This window comes from Streptomyces noursei, assembly GCF_001646665.1.
In the GTDB taxonomy this organism is placed as follows: domain Bacteria; phylum Actinomycetota; class Actinomycetes; order Streptomycetales; family Streptomycetaceae; genus Streptomyces; species Streptomyces lavendulocolor.
In genome coordinates this window covers 213,680-230,336 of record NZ_LWBU01000279.1, presented here as the reverse complement: position 1 = coordinate 230,336, position 16,657 = coordinate 213,680, and the positions used below count along the sequence as shown (strand labels likewise).

12 protein-coding genes and 1 pseudogene are annotated in these 16,657 nt (G+C 73.5%); 6 read left to right on the top strand and 7 right to left on the bottom strand.

The features are described from left to right. Positions 1–85: 85 nt before the first annotated feature. Positions 86–652: a TetR/AcrR family transcriptional regulator gene (locus A4V12_RS19730; RefSeq protein ID WP_064070677.1), complete on the bottom strand. Its 567-nt coding sequence runs from the start codon at positions 650–652 to the stop codon at positions 86–88. A 91-nt stretch (positions 653–743) separates the two neighbouring features. Between A4V12_RS19730 and A4V12_RS19725 the strand changes: the two genes are divergently transcribed. The 3 genes from A4V12_RS19725 (at position 744) to A4V12_RS19715 (ending at position 3,404) form a co-directional block, all read left to right on the top strand. Further along, positions 744–1,154: a DUF1348 family protein gene (locus tag A4V12_RS19725; RefSeq protein ID WP_234372251.1), complete on the top strand. Its 411-nt coding sequence runs from the start codon at positions 744–746 to the stop codon at positions 1,152–1,154. Between the two features lie 115 nt (positions 1,155–1,269). Further along, positions 1,270–2,157 carry an SDR family oxidoreductase gene (locus A4V12_RS19720; protein WP_064070675.1) on the top strand — a complete coding sequence of 296 codons (888 nt, stop codon included), beginning with the start codon at positions 1,270–1,272 and terminating at the stop codon, positions 2,155–2,157. Further along, positions 2,154–3,404: an FUSC family protein gene (locus A4V12_RS19715; protein WP_234372250.1), complete on the top strand. Its 1,251-nt coding sequence runs from the start codon at positions 2,154–2,156 to the stop codon at positions 3,402–3,404. The genes A4V12_RS19720 and A4V12_RS19715 overlap by 4 nt, the downstream gene beginning before the upstream one ends. A 90-nt stretch (positions 3,405–3,494) precedes the next feature. On the opposite strand, the gene A4V12_RS19710 is transcribed toward A4V12_RS19715, so the two are convergent. Next, positions 3,495–4,574 carry a YihY/virulence factor BrkB family protein gene (locus tag A4V12_RS19710; RefSeq protein ID WP_079137158.1) on the bottom strand — a complete coding sequence of 360 codons (1,080 nt, stop codon included), beginning with the start codon at positions 4,572–4,574 and terminating at the stop codon, positions 3,495–3,497. A 122-nt stretch (positions 4,575–4,696) separates the two neighbouring features. Between A4V12_RS19710 and A4V12_RS19705 the strand changes: the two genes are divergently transcribed. Continuing rightward, positions 4,697–6,100: an NADP-dependent succinic semialdehyde dehydrogenase gene (locus A4V12_RS19705; protein WP_064070674.1), complete on the top strand. Its 1,404-nt coding sequence runs from the start codon at positions 4,697–4,699 to the stop codon at positions 6,098–6,100. Between the two features lie 35 nt (positions 6,101–6,135). On the opposite strand, the gene A4V12_RS19700 is transcribed toward A4V12_RS19705, so the two are convergent. The 3 genes and pseudogenes from A4V12_RS19700 to A4V12_RS38935 form a co-directional block, all read right to left on the bottom strand. Next, positions 6,136–6,702, bottom strand: a complete 567-nt coding sequence (locus A4V12_RS19700; protein ID WP_064070673.1) for an HAD domain-containing protein — start codon at positions 6,700–6,702, stop codon at positions 6,136–6,138. Between the two features lie 129 nt (positions 6,703–6,831). Further along, on the bottom strand, positions 6,832–7,815 hold the full coding sequence (locus tag A4V12_RS38940) for a glutathione S-transferase family protein (RefSeq protein WP_064070934.1): 984 nt from the start codon (positions 7,813–7,815) through the stop codon (positions 6,832–6,834). Positions 7,816–7,998: 183 nt separating this feature from the next. Next, a pseudogene (locus A4V12_RS38935) lies at positions 7,999–8,772 on the bottom strand (helix-turn-helix domain-containing protein); the annotation flags it as partial. A gap of 191 nt (positions 8,773–8,963) precedes the next feature. Here A4V12_RS38935 and A4V12_RS37610 point away from each other — a divergent pair. Beyond that, the gene (locus tag A4V12_RS37610) at positions 8,964–10,301 is read left to right on the top strand and encodes a helix-turn-helix transcriptional regulator (RefSeq protein WP_064070672.1); all 1,338 of its coding nucleotides are present in this window, start codon (positions 8,964–8,966) and stop codon (positions 10,299–10,301) included. A 466-nt stretch (positions 10,302–10,767) separates the two neighbouring features. Here A4V12_RS37610 and A4V12_RS19685 read toward each other — a convergent pair whose 3' ends face one another. Together A4V12_RS19685 and A4V12_RS19680 are read right to left on the bottom strand one after the other, a co-directional pair. Further along, complete coding sequence (locus A4V12_RS19685; RefSeq protein ID WP_064070671.1) at positions 10,768–11,790, bottom strand: PHP domain-containing protein; 1,023 nt, start codon at positions 11,788–11,790, stop codon at positions 10,768–10,770. Next, complete coding sequence (locus tag A4V12_RS19680; RefSeq protein ID WP_064070670.1) at positions 11,790–13,865, bottom strand: SpoIIE family protein phosphatase; 2,076 nt, start codon at positions 13,863–13,865, stop codon at positions 11,790–11,792. The genes A4V12_RS19685 and A4V12_RS19680 overlap by 1 nt, the downstream gene beginning before the upstream one ends. Positions 13,866–14,105: 240 nt before the next feature. On the opposite strand from A4V12_RS19680, the gene A4V12_RS19675 reads away from it, so the two are divergent. Beyond that, positions 14,106–16,637, top strand: a complete 2,532-nt coding sequence (locus tag A4V12_RS19675) for an alpha-L-arabinofuranosidase C-terminal domain-containing protein (protein WP_064070669.1) — start codon at positions 14,106–14,108, stop codon at positions 16,635–16,637. Positions 16,638–16,657: the final 20 nt, after the last annotated feature.

Here is a 16,657-nt window from a genome sequence, read left to right as displayed (position 1 = left end):
CGGCCCCGATTCACCGGTTCGGCGGCACGCGGGCCGGCACCGGTCCCCCCCCCGCGTCCCCCCGCGTCCGCTCCTCCGGCCCGGTTCAGCGCCGTGCCGTGACCGCGTCCAGCAGCAGGGCGGCCGCCGCCCGGGCCTCCCCGGCGGGGGCGGAGGAGCCGGTGAGGGCGGCGGTCGTGATGGCGCCCTCGGCGAGCAGGGCGACCTGGCGTCCGGTCGCGGCGGGGGCGCCCGCCGCGGTCGTCAGGCCGGTGACGTACCGGAAGAACTCCTCCTTGTGCCGCCGCGCCGCCGCGGCCACCTCAGGCGAGGTCGCGCCCAGTTCCCCGAAGCCGTTGATGAACGCGCAGCCCCGGAAACCCGGTTCCTCGAACCAGCCGCGCAGCCAGTCGAAGACCGCCAGCACTCGCTCGCGCGGAGCGGCGCCGGTGGCGTCCACGTACGCGGCGAGGCCGGCGCGCCACCGGGCGTCGCGTCGCAGCAGGTACGCCTCGACCAGGTCGCCCTTGGAGGGGAACAGCTGGTAGAGCCGCCGCAGGGTGACCCCTGACGCGCTGCGCACGGCGTCCATGCCGACGGTCTGGATGCCGCGGCCGTAGAACAGGTCCTCGGCCGCGTCGAGGATCCGGGTCCTCGCCCCCTCGCTGTCCATGCCGTCACTCCCTTGCGTGAGAACCACCGTTCTCGTAGGGTACCCGAGCGGGTGAGAACGATCGTTCTCGCCGCTGTCGAGAGGAGTCGCCGTGCGTCCGCCCCTGCCTCCGTTCACCGAGGAAACCGCCCGTGAGAAGGTCCGGCTCGCCGAGGAGGCATGGAACACCCGCGACCCGGAGAAGGTCGCCCTCGCCTACACCGAGGACTCCGAGTGGCGCAACCGCGACGTGTTCCTGACCGGCCGGGACGAGATCGTCGCCTTCCTCACCGCCAAGTGGCGGCGGGAGCTCGACTACCGCCTGCGCAAGGAACTGTGGGCGTTCACCGCGGACCGCATCGCCGTGCGCTTCGCGTACGAGTACCACGACGCCGACGGACGGTGGTTCCGCGCGTACGGCAACGAGAACTGGGAGTTCGCCCCGAACGGCCTCATGCGCCGGCGCTACGCGAGCATCAACGACGTACCCATCGCCGCCGCGTCGGACCGGATCCCCGTCTGACCCGCCGGCCGGCCCACCGGCCGCCACCGTCTGATTCGCGGCGAATGGTTCGGTCCGTGAGTCTTGGGAACGCGAGAAGTCGACTCCGACAACCCTTGACCAGGAAAGGCGGACCATGACCGACCCCCGCGAGCCCCAGGACCCCGTCACCCGGCACCCGCGGCCGGACTTCCCCGACCAGGACCAGCAACACCCGGGATGGACCGGCCCGATGGACCCGCCGCCGGACCACGGCGAGGGCTCCTACCGGGGCACCGGACTGCTGCGGGACCGCGTCGCCGTCGTCACCGGGGGCGACTCGGGCATCGGGCGCGCGGTGTGCCTCGCGTACGCCCGCGAAGGCGCCGACGTCGTCTTCACCCACCTTCCCGAGGAGGAGGACGAGGCGCGCGAGACCGCGAGGCTCGTCGAGGAGGCCGGCCGCAAGGCCGTCTCCACCGCCGCCGACAACCGGGACGAGGAGCAGTGCCGCGCCCTGATCCGCCGGGTCGCCGACGAGTTCGGACGCATCGACGTCCTGGTGAACAACGCGGCGTACCAGATGGCCCAGCCGGACGGCATCGAGGCCATCACCACCGAGCAGTTCGACCGGGTGATGAAGACCAACCTGTACGGCATGTTCTGGCTGACCAAGGCGGCGCTGCCGCACATCCCCCGGGGCGGCTCGGTCATCAACACCACGTCCGTGCAGGCCTACAAGCCCAGCCCGCCGCTGCTCGACTACGCCATGACGAAGGCCGCCATCGTCAACTTCACCCACGGTCTGGCGCAGATGGTCGCCGAGCGCGGCATCCGGGTCAACGCCGTGGCCCCGGGACCGGTCTGGACACCGCTCATCCCGGCGACGATGCCCGACACGGCCGAGTTCGGCAAGCAGTCGCCCCTCGGACGGCCCGCCCAGCCGGCGGAGATGGCACCGGCGTACGTCTTCCTCGCCTCACAGGCGGCGAGTTACCTCACAGGGGAGATCGTCAACGCCACCGGCGGCACCCCGCTTCCGTGAACCCGGCGGCCCGCGCGCAGGAGCTGGGGCAGTGGGCCGGCTGGGAGGCCGCGGCCGTCGGCCGGTCCGTACGCCGGGCCCTCGCCGGCCCGGGGCCCGAGCGCGACCTCGCCGTCCAGGCCATCAAGGCCGCCGGAGCCGCGATCCTCGCCTGGGCGGTGGCCGGCTGGTGGTGGCAGGCACCGCTGGCGCTGATGGCGCCCTGGACGGCGGTCGCGCTGGTGCAGAGCACCGTCTACCGGTCCGTGCGCACCGGCGTCCAGCAGGTCGTCCTCATCGCCGCCGGCACCGTGCTCGCGGCCGCCGCCGCGGGGCTGACCGGCGGCAACACCATGGCGGCCATGGCCATCGCGCTGCCCGTCACCGCGCTGCTCGGCAACTACTCCCGCTTCGAGGGCCAGGGCGTCTACGCCTCGACCACGGCGCTGTTCGTCCTGGTGTACGGCTCGTTCAGCGGGTTCGACATCCTGCACCGGCTGCTGGAGACGCTCCTCGGGGCGGTCATCGGCATCGGCGTCAACGCACTGATCCTCCCGCCCGTGCACCTGCGGCACGCGCACGAGTCGCTGTGCCGGCTGCCCGGCGACGGCGCGGAGCTGCTGCGGACGATGGCCCGGGAGATGGAGCAGGGCTACGAGCGGCGCCAGGCCCAGGAGTGGTACACCCGCGCCCGGCGGCTCCCGCAACTGCTGGCGGACCTGCACAACGCCCGGATGTGGACGAGGGAGAGCCTGCGCCTCAACCCCCGGCGCCGCATCCGCCGGCCGCCCGGCCCGGGACTGCCCTCCACGCAGTGGGACGCGGCCTGGGAGCGCGTCACGGACCACCTGACCGCGCTCACCGGCATGCTCGCCGAGGCGGCCGGTGACAGCCCCCGCCTCAGGCCGCCGCCGGACTCGGTGCTCGGGGAGGTGCCCCGCCTGCTGCACGCCCTGGCGGACGTGTGCGAGGCGGACGCCGCGGCGCTCACCGGCGGGGCCGGGCCGGACGACGGCCGGGGCGCGCCGGGCGACGCCCGTGACGCGCCGGGCGGTGGCCGTCAGGACGCGCCCGGCGGTGTTCAGGGCGCGCCCGGTGACCGCCGGGAGGAGGCCCTGCGGCGGGCGTGGGCGGCACAGCGGCGCCTCAAGGCCCGGCTCACCGAGCACGACGACGAGACCGCCACCTCGGTCGGCGGCCTCGCGGCGGAGACGCAACGGCTCCTCTACGACCTGGACGACGCCCGGCCCGTCCCGGCGGAGACGTGAACGGCCCGGTACCACCGGCCGGGGTGCCGGTGGTACCGGGCCGTAGGCGTCAGCGCGGGTCGGTATGCCGGTGGTACCGAGCCGCGGGCGTCAGCGCGGGTCGGTACCGCGGCCGCGCCGCTCGTCGCGTACAGCCCCTTCGCGGGCGGCGTCGTCGCGGGAGGTCCCTTCACGCGCGGTCTCCTCGCGCGCGGCCTCCTCACGCAGCTCCTCGGGCCACTTGCGGGTGTCCCGGGGCTCCACGTACGGCTCCTCCGACTCCGGCATGCCGCTGCTGATCGCCCGCTGGCGCGCCAGTTCCGCGTCGAGCTCCAGGCCCAGCAGGATCGCCAGGTTCGACAGCCACAGCCAGATCAGGAAGGTGATGACACCGGCCAGGGTGCCGTACGTCTTGTTGTACGAGCTGAAGTTCGCCACGTACAGTGCGAAACCGCCGGAGGCGATCAGCCACAACAGCACCGCCAGCACGCTGCCCGGGCTCAGCCAGCGGAAACCCTGGCCGTGCACGTTCGGCGCCCGCCAGAACAGCAGCGCGATCATCACGATCACCAGGACGATGAGCACCGGCCACTTGGCGATGTTCCACACGGTGACCGCTTCGTCGCCGAGGCCGATGGCCTCACCGGCGCGTGCCGCGAGCGGTCCGGTGAAGACCACGATCATCGCGCTGACCGCGAGCAGCACCATCAGCACCAGCGTCAGCCCGACCCGGAGCGGGGTCAGCTTCCACACCGGGCGGCCCTCCGGCAGGTCGTACACGGCGTTCGCGGTACGGATGAAGCCGCCCACGTACCCGGAGGCCGACCAGATCGCGCCGAGCAGGCTGACGACCGCCACCACGCCGCTGGCGCCCGGGCTGTCCTGGAGCTGCTTCACGGCGTCCCCGAGGATGTCCCGCACCGGCCCCGGCGCCAGCTTCTGGAGGTTGTCCAGCACGGTGCGGGTCGCCGAGTCCCCGATCACGCCCAGTACCGACACCAGGACCAGCAGGGCGGGGAAGATCGACAGGACGCTGTAGTACGTCAGGGCCGCCGCGCGGTCGGGCAGCTCGTCGTCCATGAACTCCTTGCCGGTCCGCTTGAGGACCGCCCGCCACGAGCCCGCGGACAGATCGGTCGGCTCGTCCGGGGTCCCGGCGCCTTTTTCCTTGTCATCACCTGTGTGTGCCATACCGCCACGGGTTACCCGACAGACCGGTCATAACCCGCCGCCGTCGTGCCGCGGCCGCTCGCGTTGCGGCGCCGCGACCAGCGCGGCAGGGTCGAGGCAGCGACTGCGAGGAGGACCCACCCATGCCCATCGCGACGGTCAACCCCGCCACCGGCGAGACGCTCAGGACGTTCGACGAGCTGACGCCCGACGGGATCGAACGGCGCGTCGCCGCCGCCGACGCGGCCTTCCGCGCGTACCGGACGACCACGTTCGCCGACCGGGCCGGCCTGCTCGACCGCGCGGCGGGGCTGCTGGAGGCCGACCAGGACGACATCGCCCGCACGATGACCACCGAGATGGGCAAGCCCCTCGCCGCCGCCCGGGCGGAGGCGGCCAAATGCGTGAAGGCCATGCGCTGGTACGCGGCCAACGCCGAACGGCTCCTCGCCGACGAACAGCCGCCCGAGGCCGACGTACGGGACTCCGGGGCCGCCCACGCACGCGTGCACTACCGCCCGCTCGGGCCGGTCCTCGCCGTCATGCCCTGGAACTTCCCGCTCTGGCAGGTCGTCCGCTTCGCCGCGCCCGCGCTCATGGCGGGCAACGTCGGGCTCCTCAAGCACGCCTCGAACGTGCCGCAGACCGCCCTCTACCTGGAGGACCTCTTCCGCCGCGCCGGCTACCCCGAGGGCTGTTTCCAGACGCTGCTCGTCGGCTCCCGCGCCGTCGAGGGCATCCTGCGCGACGACCGGGTGGCCGCCGCCACCCTCACCGGCAGCGAACCCGCCGGGCGGTCCGTCGCCGCCATCGCCGGCGACGAGATCAAGAAGACCGTCCTGGAACTGGGCGGCAGCGATCCGTACGTCGTGATGCCCTCGGCGGACGTGGAGAAGGCCGCCGAGGTCGCCGTGACGGCCCGCGCGCAGAACAACGGCCAGTCCTGCATCGCCGCCAAGCGCTTCATCGTCCACACCGACGTGTTCGACGCCTTCCGGGAACGCTTCACCGCCGGCATGGCCGCGCTGACCGTGGGCGACCCGATGGACGAGGCCACCGACGTCGGCCCGCTGGCCAGCGAGTCCGGCCGCGACGGGCTCCAGGAACTCGTCGACGACGCCGTGCGCCAGGGCGCCACCGTCCTGTGCGGCGGCCGCCGCCCCGAGGGCCTGCCGCAGGGCCTGGCCAACGGCTGGTTCTACGAGCCGACGGTGCTGACGGGGATCACGCCCGGCATGCGGATCCACCAGGAGGAGACCTTCGGGCCGGTCGCCACCCTCTACCGGGTGGCCGACGCCGACGAGGCGGTGAAGGTCGCCAACGACACGTACTTCGGTCTCAGCTCCAACGTCTGGACCCGTGACGACGAGGACGTGCGGACGTTCGTCCGCGACCTGGAGGCGGGCGGGGTCTTCGTCAACGGCATGACCGCCTCCCACCCCGCGCTGCCCTTCGGCGGCGTGAAGCGCTCCGGGTACGGGCGCGAACTGTCCGGCCACGGCATCAAGGAGTTCTGCAACGCCACCACCGTGTGGCAGGCGCCGTGATCCCCGTCAGCACCGTCGGCTCGTAGAACCAGCCGTCAGCCGCCCGCGGCACTTCGGTGCGGATTGGCCGCCCACGCCGTGAGCGCGGCGAAGTCGTCGCTGGTGAGACCGCGGCGGGGATCGACCCGGTGCAGGAGCGCGGGGCCGCTGTGACGCTCGGCCACCCAGGCGCGGTCGGCCTCGGTGATCTCGTCGTCGATCCAGGCGAAGGCGCGGCCCTCGGCCCACGCCACGATCTCCGGCGTCTTCCAGAACACACCGCCTTCGAGCCGGACCCGCGGCGTGGCCCAGGCGATGAAGGGGAGCCGGGGCAGTCCCAGAACCGGTGCGATGAAGGTGTTTGCTTCCTCCTCCCACGTGGTCGCCCACACCAGATCGAAGGGGAGCGCCTCCAGCGCCGGGCCGTGGGCCGGGTCGAGCCACACCCGGAGCGGTTTCACCGGCTTGTTCGGCAGTCCCTGCTCGGTCAGCCGGCGGCGCTCGGCCGCCTCCCAGCGGGGCGTCAGGAGCCGGTGCGTCCGGTACCCCTCGGGCCGGCGGTACGGTTTCGCGGCATACGGGTTCAGCGGCCCGTCGACATCCACCAGCAGCACCGGACGCATCGGCCCACCCCCGTTCCGTACCGCACGGTACCGGCCGAAGGCGCGGCCGCCCAGCGGAATACCGGCAGGTGGCGATCCACGGGGGCGCCCGGCCGGGACGGCACGGGGCCGGGCGGACCCCGCCGGACGTCACAGCGGCTGGACGACCTCCGCGGGCGGGGGAGGGGGCGGCGGCGTTCCGTCGCCGAACGGGCGCCCGCCCAGCTCCTCGCGGTGGTGCGGGGCGCGCCAGCCGCGCAGGTCGGGGCCGCGCGGCACGACCCGTGTCGGGTTGATGTCCTCGTGGACCACGTAGTAGTGCCGCTTGATGTGGTCGAAGTCCACCGTGTCGCCGAAGCCGGGCGTCTGGAACAGGTCCCGGGCGTACGCCCACAGGACGCGGTCCTCCGTGAGCTTGTTGCGGTTGCACTTGAAGTGGCCGTGGTAGACCGCGTCGAACCGCACGAGTGTGGTGAACAGCCGGACATCGGCCTCGGTGATGGTGTCCCCCACCAGGTAACGCTGCCCGGCCAGGTGCTCCGACACCTGGTCCAGCCGGGCGAACAGCCGGGCGTACGCCGCGTCGTAGGCCTCCTGCCTCTTGGCGAACCCCGCCTTGTACACCCCGTTGTTGACGTCCTGGTAGATGCCCTCCATCCGCTCGTCGATCTCGTCGCGCAGGGCCTCCGGGTAGAGGTCGGGCGCGCCCTCGCGGTGCAGGGACCGCCACTCGGTGGACAGGTCCAGGGTGATGCGCTGGTAGTCGTTGCTCACCACCCGGCCGCTCGGCACGTCGACGACCGCCGGGACGCTGACGCCCCCCTCGTACTCCTCGTCCCTGGCCCGGTACGCCTCGCTCAGGAAGCGGATGCCGAGGACCGGGTCCCGGTCGTCGGGGTCGAGGGTGAAGCGCCAGCTGCGCTCGTCCTGGACGGGGTCGGCCACGGCCAGTGACAGGGCCTCCTCCAGGCCCAGCAGCCGCCGCACCACCAGGGAACGGCTCGCCCACGGACACGCCCGGCTGACGACGAGCCGGTACCGTCCGGCCTCGACCGGCCAGCCGTCCCCGCCGTCGGCGGTGATCCGGTCGGTGAAACGGCTCGCGGACCGCGTGAACTCGGCGGAATCGCGCACGGCGCCTGTCCTTCCTCGTGGCGGGAACGTGCGCTCCGGGTACCCGCCCCGCGCCGGGTGACCCGCCCCGCCCACGACGTCCGGTCCAGGCCCGCGGCCCCCGAGGTCCGGCGAGGGCCCGCCGCCCTCGTCCTCCGCCGGCGCCCGCAGCACCGGGGGACGCCCGCGACGGCGGCGGGTGCCGGGGCGGAAGACCAGGATGATCAGCCGGGAGCCGGGGGCCGCGAGGGGCTGCGCGGCGGACATGGTGACCCACCCGTGGCCCAGGGCGGGGTGGCGCAGCGGCCGCTCGTCGCCGTCCAGGTGGCTGTAGGCGCTCGCGGACGCGTAGAGCGGGGCGGCCACCGGGTCGGCCAGGACGTCCTGCTCGATCGCGCACAGGGTCTTGTCGGAGGGGTCGGCGGCGAGCGCGACCCGCAGCTGCGGCAGGACCACCGGGGCCCACGCCGTCTCCCAGTCCGCCAGCACGGTCCGCGCCTCCTGTTCGACGGCCATCCACCGCATGGCGTTGGCGGGGACCCGGCCGTGCGGGAACAGCGCCTCGAAGGGGGCGTTGTGCGCGAGCACGTTCCAGGAGCGGTCGTTGACGTACGCCGGGTGGGAGACGCCGCCGAGGATGTCCCGCCACACGCCCGGCAGTTCCTCGCCGGAACGGAAGTCGAGCGGCCGGGGCGGGTCCTGGCCCAGCGCGTACCGCCACAGCGCGATCCACTCCTGCTCGTTCATGCGGAACAGCCGCGCCACGTCCTGGAGCAGGTCGACCGGCGGGTTCGGGTAGCGCCCCGACTCCAGCCGCCCGTAGGTGTCCGGGGCGCGGTGCAGGATCTGGTCGATCTGCGCCTGGGAGAGCCCGCGCGCCCGTCTGCCCTGCCGTGTGGGCCGCGTCAGGCCCTGGCTCTCCGGCGTGATCGACGCCCGGCGCTCACTGAGCAGGAGACGCAGTGCAAGCTTGTCCATGGTGCTTTCTTCCCCAAGGGGGCGGCCGCCGGTCGTGCCGTGGCCGCCGTGGTGTGCCGCGGGCCGTTCCGGGAACAGAGCCAGAAGGGCCACACCGGTACGCTGGCCCGTCGTACGTCAGCGATCAAGCGTTCGCGTGGTGCGTACATGCGCACGGCGCACACACGCAGGCGTAAACGGGGGCAAGGGCGATGGACGAGGACAATTGCGCGCGCGCCGAAGGAGCGGGCGCCGGTACCGGCTGCGACACCGGCCCGGACATCCGCACCCGTCCGGGCATCGGCACGGGCACGGGTACGGACGTCGGCACGGGCACGGGCACCGGGGCGGGCGTCGGTACGGGTACGGGTACGGGCATCGGGGCGGGCGTCGGCGCGGGCGCGGACCAGGGTTTCGGCGTTGCCGGGAGCGGTCCCTTCCGCACCGGCCACGCGACCGGCTCCGGCTCCGGCTTCGGTACGGACCCCGGGACCGGCTCGGGCCTCGGGACCGGTCCCGGCACGACCGACCGCACCGCCGACCGGGCCGGGCTGTCCCCGGCGGCCAGGGCCCTGTACGCCGGGATCACCCGGGGCGAGCCCCTTGCCCCGGGGGACGGGGCCGCGCTGCGGGAACTGCTGGCCTGGCGACTGGTCGCCGTCGACCCCGACCGGCCCGAGGCGCCGATCGCCCTGGACCCGCAGGAGGCCGGCCGGCGCCGGCTCGACGAGGGACTGCGCGAACTGGCCGCCCGGGCGGCCGGCATGGCGGCGGTCCCGGGCGTCGCCGACGAGCTGGCCCTGCACTTCGAGCGCGCCAAGTGGCGCTCCGGCTCGGGCAGCGAGTTCCTCGCCGAGCCCGAACAGGTCGGCGCCCGGATCGACGAGGCCGTCGGCCGGGCGGAGAGCGAGCTGCTGACCGCCCAACCGCTGGGCCCGGAGGGCGCGGACGCCCTGGAGGCCGCCGACGCCCGCGACACCCGCGCGCTCGCCCGGGGGGTGAGCGTGCGCACCCTGTACCGCGACGGCGAGCGGGACGACCCGGCGATCCGCGACCGGGTGACCCGCCTGACCGCCCAGGGAGCCCGCTTCCGTACGCTCGCCGCGGCCTTCCAGAGCTGCGTCGTCGTGGACCGGCGCCAGGCGTTCATCCCGGACCGCGTCGTCAACTCCAGCCCCACGCACGCCGCCTGGCACGTGATGGACCGGGCCCTGGTGGCGTTCATCGCCGAGGGCTTCGAGGACGCGTGGCGCCGCGCCGACATCTGGCAGGGTGACGCCCGCCGGACGACCCCCGACGGCGTGGCGGGACTGACCCACCGCCAGCGCGAGATCCTCGTCGACACGGCGGCCGGGATCGACCAGCGCATCACCGCCCGCCGCCTGAACATCGGGCTGCGCACCCTCACCAAGGAACTCGGTGTCCTGCGGGCCCGCTGGGGCGCCCCCACGCTCGCCGCCCTCTCCTACCAGTGGGCCCTGTCCGCCGAGCGCCGCCGGATGGCGGAGGGGGCCGCCGGTCCGGCCGGTGCCGCCGGTCCCGCCGAGTGACCGAACCGGCCCGCCGAGTGACGGCCTCGCCCGCCGGGTGACGGATCCGGCCATGCGGGAGCCGTGCCCGGGCCCCTCGATGGCCGAGCTTTTTCACCGAAGAAGCATCAGAAGAAAACAGCGGGGGATTGCTGCATCCTGGACGAGTTGATCGGCCCGCTCTCCCGGGCACCGGCCGGTCCGCGAAACCGCTATTACGGGGGGCGTTGTCCGCGCCTCATGCCAGAAACGGGCAACGCAGGGCACGGGCAGCGTGTCCTGCCGGGCATCGCGTGGATACCGCAAGGTCGAGCCAGGGCCTTCCGGGCCGCCACACCGGATCTTCGGTACGTCCCCCGTGATAGGGCGGCCCCGGGCGCCCCGGCAGTGGTCGGGACGGCCCGGCTCACTCACTGCGCGGCGCCGGCACACACCCTGCCCGTCGCGTTCCCTCAGCTGCCCGGTCCGCCCGGCCCGTCGTGTTCCCTCAGCCGCCCGCCGGCGCCTCGCGGGTGCGCGTCCAGTGCAGCAGGTCGTCGGCGTGCCAGGTGTTGATCACCCGGTCGGCCGGAACGCCGCACTCCTCGGCCCGCGCGCAGCCCAGCACCTGCCAGTCCAGCTGGCCCGGTGCGTGCGCGTCGGTGTCCACCGCGAAGAACGTCCCGGCCTCCACCGCCTGCCGCAGCAGCCGCCTGGGCGGGTCCAGCCGTTCGGGGCGGCTGTTGATCTCCACCGCGGTCCCCGCCTCGGCACAGGCCGCGAAGACCCGCTCCGCGTCGAACTGCGACTCCGGCCGCTTGCCGCCCACCAGCCGGCCCGTGCAGTGCCCCAGCACGTCGACCAGCGGATTGCTCACGGCCCTGACCATGCGCCGGGTCATCGCCGGGGCGTCCATCCGCAGCTTCGAGTGGACCGAGGCGACCACCACGTCCAGCCGGTCCAGCAGCTCGTCCTCCTGGTCGAGCGTGCCGTCCAGGAGGATGTCGCACTCGATGCCGGTCAGCAGCCGGAAGGGGGCCCACCGCTCGTTCAGCTCCGCCACCACGTCCAGCTGCTCGCGCAGCCGCTCCGCCGACAGGCCGCGGGCCACCGTCAGCCGGGGCGAATGGTCGGTCAGCACCGCCCACTCGTGCCCCAGGGCCGCCGCCGCCCGCCCCATGGCGTCGATCGGGCTGCCGCCGTCCGACCAGTCGGAGTGCAGGTGGCAGTCCCCGCGCAGCGCCGCCCTCAGCGCCGCGCCCCGGTCCGGCGCCTCGGCCGCCTCGCCCTCCAGCCGCCGAAGGTACGCCGGTACGTCCCCGGCCAGCGCCTCCCGCACCACCTGCGCGGTCTTCGGCCCGACGCCCTTCAGCTGCTCCAGCGTCCCGGCCGCCGCCCGTGCTGCGGTCTCGCCCTCACCGAGCGCCGACAGCGCCGCCGACGCGGTGCGGAACGCCTTCACCCGGTACGTCGGTGCCAGCGAGCGCTCCAGCAGGAAGGCGATCCGGTCCAGTGCCTCCACGGGATCCATCACGCACGCCTCCTCGCCTCGCCGGTCCGCGACGACGGGCCGATCTCGCACCACACCGCCTTGCCCTCGCCGCGCGGCTCCACACCCCACCGCAGCGCCAGCGCGTCCAGCAGCAGCAGCCCCCGGCCCGAGGTGGCCGCCTCACCCGGGGTACGCCGCCGGGGCCACGCGCTGGACCGGTCCTGCACCGTGAGGCGCACCCGCCGGACCGGCTCCGGCAGCACCTCCAGGGTCAGCACCGCGCCGCCCTCCGTGTGCAGCAGCACGTTGCCGAGCAGCTCGCCGGTCACCAGCTCGGCGTCGTCCGCGAAGGTCCGCATGTCCCAGTCCCGCAGCGCCCGCCGCACCACCGCCCGCGCCTCCGACAGGCCCTGCGGGTCCGCCTGGTGGATGTACTGGTGGATGCGCGGCGCCCGCGGCGTCCCCGGGTCCGGGCTGCGCCGCAGCACCAGGAGTGCCACGTCGTCGCCCGCCCCCCAGCGCTCCCAGAAGCGCTGCGAGAGGTGGTCGGCCAGCGCCTCCGCGCCGGGCGGCCCGCTGCTCACCGCCGCCTCCAGGGCGTCCATGCCCTCCCCGATGTCCACCCCGGGCTGTTCGACGAGCCCGTCGGTGCACATCACCAGCGTCTCGCCGGGCACCAGGTCGAGCCGGGTCTCGGGGAACTCCTCGTCCCCGAAGACGGACGCGACGCCCAGCGGCAGGCCCCCCGGCAGCTTGGGCCGCCCCACCCGCCCGTCGGTGTGCCGGATGAGGGGCCCGAGGTGGCCCGCCCGGACGGCCCGCACGGTGCCCGAGTCCAGGTCCACCTGGGCGTACGTGCAGGTGGCGAACCGCTCGGTGTCCAGTTCGGCGAGGAACCGGGACGCCCGGGCGAGCACAGTCGAGGGGGCGTGCCCCTCACCGGCGTACGCCCGGAGTGCGATGCGCAGCTGGCCCATGATGGCGGCGGCGTGCGTGTCGTGGCCCTGGACGTCGCCGACCACGATCCCCACCCGCGCCCGGGGCAGCGGGATGACGTCGTACCAGTCGCCGCCGACCTCCCGGCCGCTCCAGGCGGAGTGGTAGCGCACGGCGATCTCGCCGCCCTCGACCGCCGGGATGCGGCGCGGGAGCATGGTGGCCTGGAGGCCGGTGGCCAGTTCCCGCTCCTCGTCGAAGAGGATCGCCCGCTGGAGCGACTGGGCCACGATGGCGGCGAGCCCCAGCAGCAGGTTGCGCTCGTCGGCGCTGAAGGCGGTGCGGCCGCGGTAGAACAGCGCCATGCCGCCCAGGGTGCGCGCCTGGGCGACCAGCGGCAGGTAGGCGGCCGCCCGGAACCGCAGCCGCCCGGCGAAGGGGGCCAGCACCGGATAGTCCTTGATCAGTTCCTGGAAGGAGCTGCTGAACAGGGGGCGGCCGCTCAGCACCGTCTCGGCCAGCGGCATCCCCGGCTCCAGGCGCTGCATCCGCAGGTGTTCCAGGAGGTCGAGGGACTCGCCGCTGAGCGCGATGACGTTCAGCGAGCCGTTCTCGACGAGGCCGAGCGCGAACCCGTCCACGCCGAGCCGGGCCAGGCCGCCGGGACCGGTCAGGGCGGCCGTGACGTCGTCCACCGTCACCGCCCGGGAGAGCGCCTGGGTGGTGCGTTCCACCATGCTGGTCTGGCGCTGCCTGCGCTTCTCCAGTTCCAGGACGAAGGCGGAGTGGGTGATCTCCGGGGTGGCGTCCCGGACGATGCCGACGATCCGGTGGGCCCGCCCGTCGCGGTCGCGGAGGATGCGGGCCTGCACGTGCGTCCATTGCACCGAGCCGTCGTCGAGCGGCACCTGGAAGCGCGCGGCGTACGAGGACCTGCCGCTGCCCAGCGCTTCCTTGATCACGGCGTCAAGGCGGGCCCGCTCGTCCGCTTCCAGCCGGTGTACGAGCGAGGCGGGCCGGGCGTCGAAGGTGCCGGGCGGCAGGCCGAACACCAGGAGGCCGGCCTCGTCGATGTCGATGGTGCCCGCGTCGAGGTCCCAGTCGAAGCTGCCCGTGCGGTTCATGGCGAGCCGCTCGGTGGGCCCGATCTCGCCGCTGTGTGCCCGGTTGTCCGTCATCCCCCTCATTGTCGAACCGGTCGCGCGGGAACGCCAAGGCATCGGCACCCCCCGGTGCGCCGAGCGGGCCCGTGGCGGGGGCCGACGCGCCGTGCTCGGGGCGTACCGGTGAGTAGTCGCGGGCGGCGGTCGCACGGGTGGTCGCACGGGTTGACGCCTCAACTGCCCCTCCCTATCTTCCTGTTCGAAGTCCTGGTCAATGTCCGAAATTTCGAACAACTGAAGAATCCAGGAGCACACATGGCACCCGAACGGCCGAGGCTCGTCCTCGCGCTGGCGGCCCTCATGGTCGGCACGGTCATGGCCGTCCCCACCAGGGCCGATGAACCGCCCCCGGCCGACTACGCCATCACGGTCACCCCCGACCGCACCGGCCCGGCGATCGACCCGACCATGTACGGCGTCTTCTTCGAGGACATCAACAACGCCGCCGACGGCGGCCTCTACGCCGAACTCGTCCAGAACCGTTCCTTCGAGTTCGGGCCCGTCGACAACCGGTCCTACACCCCGCTCACCGCCTGGCGGCAGACCGCTACCGGCGGCGCCGGCGGCACCCTCCGGGTCGTCGACGACGCCGAACGCCTGAACGAACGCAACCGCAACCACCTCCGCGTCGACCTCACCGGCACCGGCGGCCCGGGCGCCCGTTTCGGCATCGTCAACAGCGGCTACGCGGCCGGCATGGCCCTCGCGGAGGGTGCCCGCCACGACTTCTCCGTATGGGCCCGCACCGACAGCCCGGCCGGCACCCGCCTCACCGCCGAGCTGCGCACCGCCGACGGCACCGTCGTCTCCACGCCCCTCGGCGTCACCGTGCGGGGCGACCGCTGGACCAAGTACACCGGCACGCTCACACCGAAGGTGACGACCACCGGCGGGCGTCTCGCCGTCACCGCGGAGGGCGGCGGGACCCTCCGGCTCGACATGGTCTCCCTCTTCCCCCGCGACACCTACAAGGGCCGGCCCAACGGACTCCGCAAGGACCTCGCCGAGAAGATCGCCGCCCTGGAGCCGGGCTTCCTCCGCTTCCCCGGCGGTTGCCTGGTCAACACCGGCAGCCACCGGGCGTACGAGGCCCCGGACTGGGAACGCCGCCGCTCCTACCAGTGGAAGGACACCATAGGCCCCGTCGAGCAGCGGGCCGTCAACGCCAACTTCTGGGGCTACCACCAGAGCTACGGCCTCGGCTACCACGAGTACTTCCAGTTCGCCGAGGACATCGGCGCCATGCCGCTGCCCGTCGTCCCCGCCCTGGTCACCGGCTGCGGGGAGAACAGGGCCACCGACGACCCGGCGCTGCTGAAGCGGCACATCCAGGACACACTCGACCTCATCGAGTTCGCCAACGGCCCCGTCACCTCCGAGTGGGGCCGCAAGCGGGCCGCCATGGGCCACCCGAAGCCCTTCGGCCTGACCCACATCGGCGTGGGCAACGAGGAGAACCTGCCCGACCAGTTCCTCACCCGCTTCACCGCCTTCCGCGAGGCGATCGCGGCCAGGTACCCGGACATCACGGTGATCAGCAACTCCGGGCCCGACGACGCCGGGAGCGTCTTCGACCGCGCCTGGCAGCTGAACCGGGAAGCCGGCGTCGACATGGTCGACGAGCACTACTACAACAGCCCGCAGTGGTTCCTGGAGAACAACGACCGCTACGACGCCTACGACCGCCGGGGCCCCAAGGTCTTCCTCGGCGAATACGCCTCGCGCGACAACCGGTTCCGCAACGCGCTGTCGGAAGCCGCCTTCATGACCGGCCTGGAACGCAACGCCGACGTCGTCAAACTCGCCTCCTACGCCCCGCTCCTCGCCGACGTGGACCACACGCAGTGGCGCCCCGACATGATCTGGTTCGACAACCACCGCTCCTGGGGCTCCACCAGCTACGAGGTGCAGAAACTGTTCATGACGGGCACCGGCGACCGGGTCGTCCCCAGCCGGGCCACCACCACCCCCGCCGTCTCGGGCCCGATCACCGGGGCCGTCGGGCTGTCCACATGGGCCACGAGCGCCGCGTACGACGACGTGCGGGTCACCGCCGCCGACGGCACCACGCTCCTTGCGGACGACTTCTCGGCCGGCGACGCCCACTGGACCCGGGCCGCCGGCCGGGGCGACTGGGCCGTCCGCGACGGCGCCTTCGTCCAGGGCGACACGGCCGCCGAGGACACCCTCGTGACGGCCGGGAACACGAACTGGCACGACTACGACCTGCGGCTGAAGGCGACGAAGAAGGCGGGCCGGGAGGGCTTCCTGATCGCCTTCGGCGTCCGGGACACCGGCAACCACTACTGGTGGAACCTGGGCGGCTGGAACAACACCCGCTCCGCCGTCGAGGAGGCCGTGGACGGCGGCAAGGAGACGCTCGCCGAGAAGGACACGACCATCGAGACCGGACGGACCTACGACATCCACGTCAAGGTGCGCGGACGCCAGGTCACCCTCCACCTCGACGGACGCGAATGGGGCCGCTTCACCGACGACAGGGCCGCCGAACCGTTCCGGCACGTGGTCACCCGGGACAAGGGCGACCTGGTGGTCAAGGTCGTCAACGCCCAGGCCGCGCCCGCCCGTACCCGTATCGACCTCGGCACGGACAAGGTCGCCCCGACCGCCCGGCTCACCACCCTCCAAGGGGAACCCGACGCCGTCAACACCGCCGACGACCGGCCGGTACGGCCCCAGGCGTCCACCCTGCGCGGGATCGCCCGGCAGTTCACGCACACCTTCCCCGCCCACTCCGTCACCTTCCTGCGGATCAGGACGGGCTAGCGGGCCGGCGGGCGAGAAGC

What these genes read in the sequence shown, in the direction of transcription:
- A4V12_RS19730 (WP_064070677.1), bottom strand. Translation starts at nt 652, where the DNA reads ATGGACAGCGAGGGGGCGAGGACCCGGATCCTCGACGCGGCCGAGGAC.
- A4V12_RS19720 (WP_064070675.1), top strand. Translation starts at nt 1,270, where the DNA reads ATGACCGACCCCCGCGAGCCCCAGGACCCCGTCACCCGGCACCCGCGG.
- A4V12_RS19710 (WP_079137158.1), bottom strand. Translation starts at nt 4,574, where the DNA reads ATGGCACACACAGGTGATGACAAGGAAAAAGGCGCCGGGACCCCGGAC.
- A4V12_RS19705 (WP_064070674.1), top strand. Translation starts at nt 4,697, where the DNA reads ATGCCCATCGCGACGGTCAACCCCGCCACCGGCGAGACGCTCAGGACG.
- A4V12_RS19700 (WP_064070673.1), bottom strand. Translation starts at nt 6,702, where the DNA reads ATGCGTCCGGTGCTGCTGGTGGATGTCGACGGGCCGCTGAACCCGTAT.
- A4V12_RS37610 (WP_064070672.1), top strand. Translation starts at nt 8,964, where the DNA reads ATGGACGAGGACAATTGCGCGCGCGCCGAAGGAGCGGGCGCCGGTACC.
- A4V12_RS19685 (WP_064070671.1), bottom strand. Translation starts at nt 11,790, where the DNA reads ATGGATCCCGTGGAGGCACTGGACCGGATCGCCTTCCTGCTGGAGCGC.
- A4V12_RS19680 (WP_064070670.1), bottom strand. Translation starts at nt 13,865, where the DNA reads ATGACGGACAACCGGGCACACAGCGGCGAGATCGGGCCCACCGAGCGG.
- A4V12_RS19675 (WP_064070669.1), top strand. Translation starts at nt 14,106, where the DNA reads ATGGCACCCGAACGGCCGAGGCTCGTCCTCGCGCTGGCGGCCCTCATG.